The sequence below is a fragment of the Pseudarthrobacter phenanthrenivorans genome, assembly GCF_036455295.1.
Classification (GTDB): domain Bacteria; phylum Actinomycetota; class Actinomycetes; order Actinomycetales; family Micrococcaceae; genus Arthrobacter; species Arthrobacter phenanthrenivorans_C.
Map to the genome: position 1 here is coordinate 344,644 of NZ_JAYXNX010000003.1, position 12,902 is coordinate 357,545.

Consider the following 12,902-nt stretch of genomic DNA (forward strand, 5'->3'; position numbering starts at 1 on the left):
CAATGAGCGAAATTACGGCGCACGGCGAGAAGAAGCTGGTGCTCGCCACCGGGCGGGCCCATCCGGAGCTGGCCCGGGAAATCGCAAAGGAACTGGGCACCGACCTCCTTCCCGTTGACGCCTACGACTTCGCGAACGGCGAGATCTACGTCCGCGCCGGCGAGAGCGTCCGCGGTACCGATGCCTTCGTGATCCAGGCACACCCGGCACCGCTGAACAACCACCTCATGGAACAGCTGATCATGATCGATTCGCTGAAGCGGGCCTCGGCAAAGCGCATCACCGTGGTCTCGCCCTTCTACCCGTACGCCCGGCAGGACAAGAAGGGCCGCGGCCGCGAGCCCATCTCCGCCCGCCTGGTGGCGGACCTCTACAAGACCGCCGGCGCGGACCGCATCATGAGCGTGGACCTGCACACCTCGCAGATCCAGGGCTTCTTCGACGGGCCGGTTGACCACCTGATGGCCATCCCGCTGCTTGCCGACTACATCCGCACCCGCGTCGCGGCCGACAACATCACCGTCGTCTCCCCGGACACCGGCCGCGTCCGCGTTGCCGAGCAGTGGGCCGAACGCCTCGGCGGCGCGCCGCTGGCCTTCGTCCACAAGAGCCGCGACCTGACCGTTCCCAACCAGGCCGTCTCCAAGACGGTGGTGGGCCAGATCGAGGGCCGCACCTGTGTGCTGATCGATGACATGATCGACACCGGCGGAACCATCTCAGGCGCCGTCACGGTCCTGAAGAACGCCGGGGCCAAGGACGTCATCATCGCGGCCACGCACGCAGTCTTCTCCGACCCGGCCGCCCGCCGTCTCTCGGAGTCCGGCGCACGCGAAGTAGTGGTCACCAACACCCTCCCGCTGACTTCATCCCAACGCTTCCCGCAGCTCACGGTGCTTTCCATCGCGCCGCTGATCGCCAGGGCCATCCGCGAAGTGTTCGACGACGGATCGGTCACCAGCCTGTTCGACGGCAAGGCGTAAGACAGTACGCTGCGAAACCCCGCTGGCACAGGCCGGCGGGGTTCGGGCCCACGCCGGCAGGGTTCCCTGGCCGAGCTTGCGAGCTCGGGGGGCCGGTGGGGATTTAAGGAAAGGGTCCCCGCACTGGTAAACTCTTTCCGATACCTTGGCGAGGGAGGGCATAGCCTCCGTTATCGACTGGGTCTGCTGGTCCCCGTGGGGACCGCCTTCTTGAAGGGCCGCCTTCCGGCCGCCCGGCGTTGAAGGTCACATCAGACCTCCGCCCTTGCTGAACACCGTTTAGTTTCAAGGAGATATCCATGTCTGAGCAGAAGCTCGCAGCAGAACTGCGCACCGAATTCGGCAAGGGCTACGCCCGCCGTGCCCGTGCGAACCACCAGATCCCCGCCGTCATCTACGGCCACGGTGCAGAGCCCATCCACGTGACCCTGCCGGCAAAGGCCACCACCCTGGCCGTCCGCACCCCCAACGCCCTGCTGTCCCTGGACATCAACGGCGAAGGCCACCTGGCCCTGGTCAAGGACGTCCAGCGCGATCCCGTAAAGCAGATCATCGAGCACATCGACCTCCTGACCGTCCGCCAGGGCGAGAAGGTCACGGTTGACGTTCCGGTCCACGTTGAGGGCGAAACCGCTCCCGGCACCGTGCACAACCTGGAACTGACCGTTGTGTCCTTGGAAGCCGAGGCAACCCACCTGCCCACCGCTATCGAGGTCAACGTCGAAGGCCGCGCCGCCGGCGAGCACGTCCACGCCTCCGACCTGGTCCTGCCGAAGGGCACCACCCTCCTGACCGACGCCGAAGCACTCGTGGTCAACATCTCCGAGGCCGTCGAAATCGCCGAGGAAGCAGAAACCGAAGCTCCCGCCGAGGCCGAAGCCGGGGAAGCTCCCGCAGCCGAAGAAGCCGCAGCCGAGTAACGACTCCGCCGTTTGCGCAGTGGCCGGACCCGCCTGGGTCCGGCCACTGTTCGTTTCCGCCTGCGGTGTCCCTCCCCGCAGTTTCCGGTCCACCCGCACCGCATCAATAGGATTGATTCCATGACAGACACCTGGCTGATCGTTGGCCTCGGCAACCCCGGCACCCAGTACCAAGGCAACAGGCACAACGTGGGCCAGATGGTGCTCGATGAACTTGCCGGCCGGATCGGGGCAGGATTCAAGACCCACAAAGCCCGCGCCCAGGTCCTGGAGGGCCGGCTGGGCATCGGGGGCCCGCGGGTGGTCCTGGCCAAACCGATGAGTTATATGAACGTCTCGGGAGGGCCGGTTTCCTCCCTTGCCGGCTTCTACGGCATCGCGGCTGACCACGTGGTGGCCGTCCATGACGAGATCGACATCCCCTTCAACACGGTCAAACTCAAGCTCGGCGGCGGGGAAGGCGGCCACAACGGGCTTCGCGACATCTCCAAGGCCCTGGGCACCAAGGACTACCTGAGGGTGCGTGTAGGGGTAGGCCGGCCGCCCGGCAGGATGGACACCGCAGACTACGTACTGCGGGATTTCGGCACCGCGGAGAAGAAGGAACTGCCCTTCCTGCTCGATGATGCCGCTGACGCCGTCGAGTCCTTGCTCAAGGAAGGGCTGACCGCCGCGCAGCAGAGGTTCCATCCGGCCAAGTCCGGATCACGCCAACCGGAATCGTAAAAGTTCCCTTCTACCCTGTTTCCTTGTCTGTGGCAGGGGGTACTCTTCTTCCTATGCGGGGGAGCAATGGGGCTACATCCCGCTATTGCAGGATGTAGGGGAAAAAGTTCATGTCAATCGAGCCACTCAGCTGGGGACGTGGGTCAACACCTCAAGGTGACGGGCTGCCCACGCCCCCCTCCGCGGCACCGGAGGGCCAGCAATGGTCCATGCCCGCTCGAAGCGCCAACCTCGACGCCGTCCGCACCGCCCTGACCAGCCAGGATTCGCTGGGTGTCGTCATCACCGGAGCCAGGGGAGTGGGAAAATCCTCGCTTGCCCGCGCGGCAGTGGCGGACCTGGGTCCCAATATCTGGTCCCTGCAGCTGCGCAACGGCCCTGCCGGATCCACCACGCCCTACGGTTGCCTTTCATTCCTGCTGGCCAGGCTGCCGCAGGCCTATATGGGGTCGCCCACGGCCATCCTTCGCGGTATCACATCGCTGATCCGCAGTGACGCCGCGGGAAGGCCGTGCATCATCACCCTGGACACGTCCGCCAGCATCGACGACATGAGTGCGGGGGTGCTGCTGAACGTCCTGCTGACCGGTACGGCGAAGATCGTCGCAGTCGCGCCCAACTCCAGTGACCTGCCGGCGGATTTCCACTGGCTGCTGACGGACCGGAAGCTGACCGAGGTACGGCTGGGCAACCTCAACGAACTCCAGACCCGGCAGGTGCTGCTGTCCCTGCTGGGGCACCGGGTAGCTTCCTCGCTGGTCAGCACCTACCACCAGATGGTGGGCGGCAATCCCTTGCTGCTCAAAGCCCTGGTCACCGAACAGCAGCTCTCCGGCAACCTGGTCCTGTCGGACTCTGTCTGGACGCTGCGGGACAAGGTGGTGCTGGACGGCGCAGCGAGCCTGGATGACATCGTCCGCTCCCGATGGTCACGGGAAACACCCGAAACCCGGGAAGTCATCGAGATGCTCTCCTGCGCACGGCGGGTGGAACTGTCCAGCCTCACCGCCATCTACGGTTCGGATGTCATTGCCGACATGGAAGACGGCGGCCTGCTGGAGATCGACGATTCCGAATACCGTTGGGTGTCGCTGCGGGAGAAATACATCGGAGACGTTGTCAGGACCTGGCTGAGTATTTCGCGCCGCCGTGAACTCCGCAGCATGTTGCTTGGCGGCGAGGAACCGGACCCGGCGCACATGACCGTGGAAGAACTGATGTCCTTCGCCGCCTGGACCCACGAGTGCGAGGCCGAACTGAGCCCGGCGCTCGCGCTCGCGGCCGCCCAGGCAGCCGTCCAGCTCTTCGACCCCCGTTTTGCCCTGGCCTACGCCGGCATGCTCCAGCGGTCGGACGCCCAGTGGGCGCCCGCGCAGCGGCAAAAAGCTGCCGCATATCTCCAGCTGGACATGCCGGTCCAGGCGCTGTCCGCCCTGGAAGATATCTCCCAGCCCGAGCTCCAGGCCCTCGACCCCGACGAGTACGCCCAGGTGGTTGCTGCGAAGGCGCGGGTCATGCTCTCCATTCCGGAACGGGCCGCCAGCGTCCCGAAGCTCCTGGCGGACGCGCGCGAACACCTGGACCCGGCAGCCCGCCATTCCTCCTGGCCCCAGCCGGCGTCGGTGGCTGCCAACCGCATCGCATTGAGCGAATTCGAGTACCGTGCCCATGCCGGTGACATTGCAGCCATGATCCCGGCGCTCGAGCAAGCGGCCGATCCTGATGCCAACCCCGACACCGCATTCCGAATCCAGTCAGCGATCATCCTGATGGGCGCCCTTGCGTTGACGGGACGCGAAATGGATGCCCTTGGCCTCATGCGCAAGCTTGGTGGTCAACTCACCGACGCCTCGCACATCGTGGGCCTGCGGGAGCGCTATACAAGGGAGGCTTACGTCGTCCTGCTCATGGCCGGCCAGTGGCGGCGCTGCATCGACCTCCTCAGCCCCTTCGGCTCCGGCCAGGTGCACCGGCTTCCGTACCGCAGCGCGGCCACCGAACTCGCGGCCGGCGTCGCCTTCGCTTTTTCCGGCCGCGGCGAGGCCGCCTTGGAGCCCTTGATTTCCGCCACTGCCCAGTTGGAGCTGCAGCCGGTCCAGTCCGCGCTGCGCACGGCATATGCGGCTACCGCATTGGCTTACGCCCAGACGGGAAATGCCACCATGGCCCGCAAGAACCTCGCCAAACTGCAACGGATACCAGGCCGGTCCGGGTTCGTGGCTGAAAGCATCGTGGATTTCTGCGCCCTCGTTGCCGGGCGCTGGCTGGGGGATGCGGAAGCTGTCGCGGGATTAAAGCAGGCAGCCCGGCGGGACCTGGAGGCGGGACGGTACACGGTGGCAGGGATTTCCCTGCTGGCGGCCACCGTGAACGGCAGCGACTCCGACTTCCGGCTTCTCGAGGACATTGCGGGCCACCGGCAGGGCCCGTTGGCCGAAGTTTCGCGACTGATCGCCGTCGGAAGCAGGACGAAGGACGCCAAATCCCTCCTGGCGGGCGGCGAACTCGCTGCCACCCTGGAACTCGACGCCGTCGAAGCCAGGTGCATGGCGTTGGCCGTGGACTTCGCCCGCCAGGACGGTGACGCCCTCTCGGCGCGGACCGCACAGGCACGGCTGGACATCCTGGCGGCCACCGTGGCCAACCTTCCCATCGTGCCCAGCAGCGGAAGCCCGCTCCTGACCAGCCGGGAGCGGCAGATTGCCCGCATGGCCGGGCGTGGAGCGTCCAACAGGGACATCGCCATGGAGATGGGGGTCTCCGTCCGCACCGTCGAAGGCCACCTGTACCAGGTCTTCACCAAGCTTGGCGTGACTTCAAGGGGTGATCTGACTGGACTCGTCTAACGGCCACAAGCCTTCGTCTTCGCACCGGCTCCTGACCGGCCGCCGCGAACCGGTGGACCGTATCTGCGCCGTGCTTGGGAACGGTACCCACCACGCTGTGTTCATCATGGCCGCCCCCGGCATTGGAAAGTCGGCGGTGACTGACGCGGTGACGGAGCGGCTTGCCGGGAACATGAACATCCTGCGCATCCATGCCAGTTCGGCCCTGGCCGGCGTCCCGTTCGGTGTCCTGACGCCGTACACGGGCGAACTCACGGCCGAGGAATCCGTCTCGCCCGTGGCTGTGCTCCGGTCCATGTGGTCATACTTTGAAAAGTTGAAGGCCGGCAACGGGGCGGCAGTGCTGCTTGCCGTGGACGATGCCCACCACCTGGATGACGCTTCGGCCGGAGTGCTGGCCGAAGTGATTTCGGCCGGCTGGGCAACGGTGGTGGCGGCCGCCCGTCCCCGCCCCGGCCTGCCCCAGCCGCTGGACCAGCTTTGGTACGACGGCCTGGCCGAACGGGTGGACCTGCGCCCCCTCAACCGGGAACAGGTTGAAGAGGTCCTGGAACACGCTCTCGACGGGACGGTCCCCGGCGCAACGGTGGACGCCATCTGGAACGCCTCGGGTGGCAATCCGCGGATCCTTGATGCCCTGCTCCACGATTCAGCGGAAGCAGGCGTCCTCGCCAAGCGCAACGGAATCTGGATGCTCCTGGGCGCCCTGCCCTCCGACGGGGTACGGCTGGCAGCGGTGGTTGCCAAAGACCACCTTCGGCGGCGGCCGGAGGAACAGGAAGCACTGAAGCTCATCGCCCTGGCGGGTCCGGTGGGCAGGAAAGTCATCGAAGACATCAGCGGTGCGGCAGTGGTCCGCTCACTCCTGGACCAGCAGATGATCGTCGAAGCGCCGGGGGTTCCGGCCGAGCTTTCCATTTGGAACGGCCTCTTTGCCGGGGCTATCAGGAACACCGTGTCGGTCTCCCGCAGCCTTCAGCTGCTGGAAAAGGTCAAGGCGCACCAGGACCCGGCCCTGCTGCACGGGGAAGGGCGGCTGCGGTCCGTCGAGTGGGCCCTGGAGTGCGGTGTCCGGGTCACCGATGAGGAGATGCTGGCGGCGGCAAAAGAAGCGCTGTCCAGGTTCCGCAACCAGAGCGCGCGGACCATTGCGGCGCGGATCCACCTGCCCGCGTTGGTTCCGCTGGCCCAGGCGATCCAGGCCCGCGCCTTCTATAACGAAGGCGCCTACCACCAGGCCGCCGCCCTCCTCGATGAATGTTGGCTCCCGCTGGCCGACGACGCCCAGGGGCCCGCCGTGCTGTTGCTCCGGGTTTCCGCGCATCAGGGCGTCGGCCACCCCCTGGGTGCGGTTGCCGGGGATGTCGAAAAGCACTCCGCGCCCGGCGGCGACGGCGAAAAGAGCTGGCAGGAAGAGCTCCTGCACCTGCTTCATCTGGGAGCCGAGGTGAACGTCCAGGCGCTGGGTGACGAGGTGGAGGCCCTGCGCACACGTCCGCGGGCAGTCGGGGCAGAACCCCTCCGCGCCCTGGCCGAGGGCCTCCTGGCCCATGCCCTTGCCGCAGCAGGGCGGCCCGTCCAGGGACTCGAGGCCGCCCTGTTGGCCGCATCGGAGCTGCCCCCGCTGGAAGGCAGCCTGTTCTTCTTCCCCGAGTTCGTGCTGGGACGGCTCGTCTCCGACTATCTGGCCATGGGCGAGTGGGAGTCCGCAGAGCGGGAAATCCACCACTACGGTGCCGGCCATGCACCGGGCGGGGCCACCTTCAACGGCAGCCTCCAACTGCTTCAGGGCTACTCGCTGCTGCGGCAGGGCAGGATGGAGCGCGCCTACCAGATCCTGTTGCCCGCCGTGGAAGCGCTCAGGCTGAATGATCCGCTGCACCTGTACCGCTTCGGCACCGCACTGGGCTTTTACGCCGCCGCCCGGCTGGGAGATTCCGAGCAGGCAAAACGACTGGAACAGGATCACAAGGACGCCGATACCGGCTGGCCAGCCCATGATCTTCCCGCTGAAGCCTACGTGGCAGCGGCCGGCGAATACCTGGCCCGTGACGGCAAGGGCCTGGCGGCCCTGCAGACGTTGATGACCACCACCGAGGCCTCGGCCAGGAGCGGAAACCTCCTGGAAGTCCTGGCCATGTGCTGGGACCTCGGGGACCCTTCGGTGGTTCCCATGGTCCAGGCAGTGGCCACGGAAGTGGAAGGCCGGTGGGCTGAGTCGATGCTGACGCTGGCCACCGCATGGGAAAACGCCGATGGCGACACTCTCATGGCGACGGCTGCCTTGCTGGAGGAGGCAGGCTTTGTCAACCTGGCCCGGGAGGCCTACGCGCGCGCGAGCACCGTACTGGAGCAGGCCGGCGAACGCCGCCGGTCGCGGCAGGCCGTTGCCCAGCGGGAGAAGTGCGACCACGAACTTGGTGAGCGGTTCCGTGAAGGACGCTTCATAGCGGCGGCACCCACCATCCGGCTCACCCGCCGGGAACAGGACATCGTTGAACTGGCCGTGCAGGGCCTCACGGACCGGGAGATAGCCCAGCGGCTGATGGTATCGGTCCGGACGGTTGAAGGCCACCTGTACCGCACCTACGTCAAGCTCGGGGTACGCAGCCGCGACGAACTGGAATCGGCACTCCCCAAGTAGGCGCTTCCCAATGCAAGCCCGCCCAGGCGCCCGGCGCCTGGTTTTTGCGCGCCTACCCGGGGCGGAGGCGTCCTGAACCGCCGTTCCCGGGTCTTACAGCGCGTAGGAGCACCGTGGGCTAGTAGTACGGGCGGGAGGAATCGAGTACTTCCTACTCGTGTACGGGAGGGCACTCCCGGATTTACTTAAGGAGGCAAAGCGAAGCGGCAGGCTGGAGGCCGCAGAGCAGCCACACGGACACATTGAGGCCCTTTCAATTTTCCGGTCCCCGCGGACCGGGCATGGACGGGGCCGGCGACGTCAGAGTCTTCTGAGACCGAGACTCTCCCCCCAGCCGTCGCCGGCCCTCTGCTCCCTCGGCTGAAGCCCGGGGCAGCGGTGGCGGCTACCCCTCCGGGGCGGCCGCCACCGCCGTGTGTGGGACAATTGGATGTCAGACATTGGCAGCCCAAGGAGTTCGTTTTGGCCGTAGTATCAACGCCAGCCACACTGGAACGCGCCGTACCTGCCATGGACAACGCCGAGGTGCTGCGCATCAGGAACGACTTCCCGGTCCTCAACCAGCTGGTCAACGGACAGCCGCTGGTCTACCTCGACTCCGGTGCCACCTCCCAGAACCCGCTCAGCGTCATTGAGGCCGAACAGGAATTCTATGAACAGCGCAACGCCGCGGTTCATCGGGGAGCCCACCACCTTGCAGTCGAGGCTACCGAGGTCTTCGAAGATGCCCGGCAGACCATTGCCGACTTCATCGGTGCGGATTACGAGGAAACGATCTGGACGTCCAATGCCACGGAAGGACTGAACCTCCTCTCCTACGCGCTGTCCAACGCGGGGTTGTGGGCCGCCCAGGGACGCGGTGACCGGGGGCTCAAGGAACTGGCGCTGAACCCGGGTGATGAGATCGTGGTGACCGAGATGGAACACCACGCCAACCTCATTCCCTGGCAGGAACTGGCGTTCCGCACCGGGGCGACGCTCCGGTACATCCCCATCGCAGACGACGGCAGCCTCCGCATGGACCAGGCCGCGGCCATCATCGGCGCGCGCACCAAGGTCCTGGCCTTCACGCACGCGTCAAACGTCCTTGGCATCATCAACCCCGTGACGGAACTTGCAGCGCTGGGCCATGCCGCCGGCGCCCTGGTGGTCCTGGATGCCTGCCAGTCTGCCCCGCACCTGCCCCTGAACGTCAAGGAACTCGGCGTGGACTTCGCTGTCTTCTCCGGCCACAAGATGCTGGCTCCCACCGGAATCGGCGTGTTCTACGGACGGCAGGAGCTCCTGGACATCCTGCCGCCGTTCCTGACCGGCGGATCGATGATCACCACGGTCACCATGGAACGGGCCGAGTACCTTCCGGCACCGCAACGCTTCGAAGCCGGCACCCAGCGGATTTCCCAGGCAGTGGCCCTGGCCGCCGCCGCCAACTACCTCACCGAAACCGGACTGGAGCGCATCCACGCTTGGGAGGCCGGACTGGGCCAGCGCATGGTGTCCGGGCTCGAAGGCATTCCCGGCATCAGGGTCCTCGGCCCGGCCGCCGGAAAAGAACGGATCGGCCTGGCCGCGTTCGACGTCGAGGGCGTCCACGCTCATGACGTGGGGCAGTTCCTGGACTCCCGCGGAATCGCCGTCCGCGTGGGGCACCACTGCGCCCAGCCTCTGCACCGGCGGCTCGGACTGACGGCCACTACACGGGCCAGCGCCTACCTCTACAACACCACGGACGACGTGGACCGCTTCCTCGAAGCCGTGGCCGGCGTCCGGGCCTACTTCCGCGCGTAGCGGAGAAGACGAAAGGTGGCACTATGAGCCTCGACCAGCTGTACCAGCAGATCATCCTGGACCATTCCAAGGCCCGCCATGGCAGCGGCCTCGCTGCGACGGAAGCGCCCCAGGGCACATCAACCGGGCAGTCGCACCAGCTCAACCCGGTGTGCGGGGACGAAGTGACCCTTCGGCTCGCGGTGCAGGACGGCAAGGTGGCGCAGATCGCCTGGGACGGGGCGGGCTGCTCCATCTCCATGGCCTCCGCCTCGGTCCTCACCGACCTTGCCCAGGGCATGACCCTGGCAGAACTGCATGAGGTTATCGACAGCTTCCGGGAGGTGCTCCGCTCGCGCGGCAAGGTCCACGCCGATCCCGAGCTGCTGGGAGATGCCGCCGCGTTCGAGGGCGTGGCCCGGTATGCCGCGAGGGTCAAGTGCGCCATGATTTCCTGGGTGGCCGCCGAAGACGCCCTCAACCAGGCCGCCTGAGCCCGAAAAGCAAACAGACCGGGCCTTCATCCGTCAGGAGGAAGGCCCGGGCTGTTCTGTATGTTTCCGTCAGCCGATCAGGCCGAGGATGCCAATCACAGCTGTAGCGAGTCCCAGCACCATGGAGATGCTGACCAGCACCACATGGACGGTCAGGAACTTTGTTGCTTTACCGGCCGTATCGCGGGCGCGGGGATCCTTCATCACCCGGCGCAGGAACTGCGGCCAGACCACCAGGGACCAGATGCCGGCCACGATCAGGACCAGGGCGGCGAAGACGGGAAGCTGCACGGGTTAGTGGCTTTCCAGCCAGGCCTGTGCCTGTGCGGCCTGCAGGTTCAGTGCCTTGGCCACCATGGGCTCCGCGGCGTCGGCGATCTTGCCGCCGAGGAACGGAACGGAGGACTTTACGGCGCCCTCAAGCTCCACCCGGGTTCCGCCGGCGTCGGCCACCAGCCGCTGCACGGCGGTGACGTCCACCGGTGCGCCTGCGATCTTCAGGGAGATGTTGCTCTGGCGCGAGCCATCTGCCGCGGGTGCTTCCCAGTTTTCCACCTGGGTCACCTTGAGGTGCTCGCCCACGAATTTGCGGGCGATTTCCGGCAGGCGGGTGGTGGGAAGGGTGCGCACGGAGGTGGCGTTGAATGCGCCTGCAATGTCTCCGTCCACGGTGAAGGATTCCAGGCTGCCGCCCACCAGCTGGCTGACGTGGCGCTGGAAATCCTCGTTCACCAGCACGGCGGCCACGCTGTCGACGGAATGCGGAAGGGTGGTGGTTGCGCTCAGCGCCATGGGTCCTCCTGGGACGTGGGGAATGGATTAAGCCTCCAACATCCTACGGTGTCACCTGGGCGCGGTCCGCATCGGCCAGTTTCTGTGCCGCCGTGGTGATGTTCCGTGCCATGGCCGGGAAGATCAGGCTGTGGAAGGGAAGCACAGCCAGCCAGTAGAGCCGTCCGCTCAAGCCCTTGGGAAAGAAAATGGCGCGCTGCCGGTAGCGGCTGCCACCGCCGTCGGGCTCTACGGACAGCTCAAGCCACGCCCGTCCCGGCGCGCGCATCTCTGCCCGCAGCCGCAGCAGCCTGCCATGTTCGATCCGTTCCACCCGCCACCAGTCCACAACCTCTCCTGCGGCCAGCGTGTGCGGGTGCCGGCGGCCGCGGAGCAGGCCTGCACCGCCGGTGAGCTTGTCCAGCCACCCCCGGACCTGCCAGGCCAGGGGCAGTGAGTACCAGCCGTTGCGGCCGCCAATGCCCTCGATGATGGTCCACACGTGGGCGGGGTCCACATCGCCGTGGAACGTCCGTTCGTCGATGTACACCTTGTGCCCGGCCCACTCCGGGTCGCTGGGCAGCGGATCGGAGTCGGCGCCGGCATTGGCCCACGTGGTCTCCACCTGGCCGTCCCGCTCCCTGCCCAGCGCCAGGGCCACCGCTGTCCGGTAGGTTGTCAGGCCGCCGTCGGGCTGGGGAATGTACTGGTCGATGTCGTGTTCGTTGGACACGGCATCGTGCTGCAGGGACTGGACCAGGGGAACGGCCATGGCGAGCGGGATGGGGGTGGTCAGCGCCACCCACATGCCTGCCAGCTTGGGCGCCGGCACCGGCAGGGCCAGCACCACGCGGTAGGGCAGGCCTGCTTCAGCGGCATACTCCTTCATCATGCCCGCATAAGTCAGCACCTGCCGGCAGCCGATGTCGAAGGTCCGGTTGATGGGCCCTCCAGGGACGCGGCGGACACCAGGTAGTAGAGGACATCGCGCACCGCAATGGCCTCGATCCGGTTCCGCACCCAGCTGGGAGCCGGCATCAGCGGCAGCGTTTCGGAGAGGTGGCGGATCATCTCGAAGGAGGCCGAGCCGGAGCCGATCACCACACCCGCCTGGAACACGATGGCGTCCACCGGGCTGTCCAGGAACACTTTGCCCACTGCCTCGCGTGAGCGCATGTGCGTGGAGAGCTCCACGCCCTGCGGGTGCAGCCCGCCAAGGTAGACGATCCGCCGCACGTCCGCGGCGGCAGCTGCGTCGGCGGCAGTCCGGGCCATGGCCTGTTCCTTCGCCTCGAATCCAGCCCCGGCGGCCATCGAGTGCACCAGGTAGTAGAAGACGTCGACGCCGGCCAGGGCTTCGCGGAGGCCGTCGCCGTCGTCCAGGCTGCTTTCCACAACCTCGACTTTGTCCCGCCACGGGACGCCGGCGATCTTGTCGGGGGAGCGGACCAGGACCTTCACGGTGTGGCCGGCCTCGAGGAGCTTGGGCACCAGGCGGCCTCCAATGTAGCCGGTGGCGCCGGTGACAAGGACGGTGGTTGGTGTTGGCTGGGCACTCATTGCGGTCATGCTTGCTCCTGTTCGTCCCTTGGAGTTCGGAGCGGCGGCCGGTCAGGACGGCTGCTCCGGCGGAGAAGGCCCGGCGGAAAGGCCCGGTCCTGCCAGCCTAGATGGTTTGTGCCGCGCTGCCATGTCGTTCCTGCGCGGTAGGCTGGGAGTACCCGGGATTCGCAGCGAATTTCGGGTTTTCG

General features: G+C 66.6%; 9 protein-coding genes and 1 pseudogene. 7 read left to right on the forward strand and 3 right to left on the reverse strand.

Annotated elements, in window-relative coordinates:
• Positions 1-2: 2 nt before the first annotated feature.
• The 7 genes from VXJ37_RS05810 (at position 3) to sufU (ending at position 10,380) form a co-directional block, all read left to right on the forward strand.
• Positions 3-983: a ribose-phosphate diphosphokinase gene (locus tag VXJ37_RS05810; protein ID WP_018770131.1), complete on the forward strand. Its 981-nt coding sequence runs from the start codon at positions 3-5 to the stop codon at positions 981-983.
• A gap of 299 nt (positions 984-1,282) precedes the next feature.
• On the forward strand, positions 1,283-1,903 hold the full coding sequence (locus VXJ37_RS05815; RefSeq protein WP_331322108.1) for a 50S ribosomal protein L25/general stress protein Ctc: 621 nt from the start codon (positions 1,283-1,285) through the stop codon (positions 1,901-1,903).
• A gap of 120 nt (positions 1,904-2,023) precedes the next feature.
• Positions 2,024-2,629 carry an aminoacyl-tRNA hydrolase gene (pth, locus tag VXJ37_RS05820; protein ID WP_331322109.1) on the forward strand — a complete coding sequence of 202 codons (606 nt, stop codon included), beginning with the start codon at positions 2,024-2,026 and terminating at the stop codon, positions 2,627-2,629.
• Positions 2,630-2,838: 209 nt separating this feature from the next.
• Positions 2,839-5,475 (forward strand): helix-turn-helix transcriptional regulator, encoded by a 2,637-nt coding sequence (locus VXJ37_RS05825; RefSeq protein ID WP_331322110.1) that lies wholly within the window; start codon positions 2,839-2,841, stop codon positions 5,473-5,475.
• A gap of 106 nt (positions 5,476-5,581) precedes the next feature.
• Positions 5,582-8,119, forward strand: coding sequence for a LuxR C-terminal-related transcriptional regulator (locus VXJ37_RS05830; protein WP_331322157.1), 2,538 nt, complete (start codon positions 5,582-5,584; stop codon positions 8,117-8,119).
• Between the two features lie 462 nt (positions 8,120-8,581).
• Positions 8,582-9,907, forward strand: a complete 1,326-nt coding sequence (locus tag VXJ37_RS05835; RefSeq protein WP_331322111.1) for a SufS family cysteine desulfurase — start codon at positions 8,582-8,584, stop codon at positions 9,905-9,907.
• Between the two features lie 23 nt (positions 9,908-9,930).
• A complete protein-coding gene (gene sufU / locus VXJ37_RS05840) occupies positions 9,931-10,380 on the forward strand; it encodes a Fe-S cluster assembly sulfur transfer protein SufU (RefSeq protein ID WP_331322112.1) in 450 nt (149 codons plus the stop codon).
• 69 nt (positions 10,381-10,449) lie between these two features.
• Here sufU and VXJ37_RS05845 read toward each other — a convergent pair whose 3' ends face one another.
• The 3 genes and pseudogenes from VXJ37_RS05845 to VXJ37_RS05855 all read right to left on the reverse strand — a co-directional run bounded on the left by VXJ37_RS05845 (position 10,450) and on the right by VXJ37_RS05855 (position 12,720).
• On the reverse strand, positions 10,450-10,671 hold the full coding sequence (locus tag VXJ37_RS05845) for an SCO4848 family membrane protein (protein WP_331322113.1): 222 nt from the start codon (positions 10,669-10,671) through the stop codon (positions 10,450-10,452).
• Positions 10,672-10,674: 3 nt separating this feature from the next.
• On the reverse strand, positions 10,675-11,172 hold the full coding sequence (locus tag VXJ37_RS05850; RefSeq protein WP_141940629.1) for a DUF2505 domain-containing protein: 498 nt from the start codon (positions 11,170-11,172) through the stop codon (positions 10,675-10,677).
• Positions 11,173-11,215: 43 nt separating this feature from the next.
• A pseudogene (locus VXJ37_RS05855) lies at positions 11,216-12,720 on the reverse strand (SDR family oxidoreductase).
• Positions 12,721-12,902 lie beyond the last annotated feature (182 nt).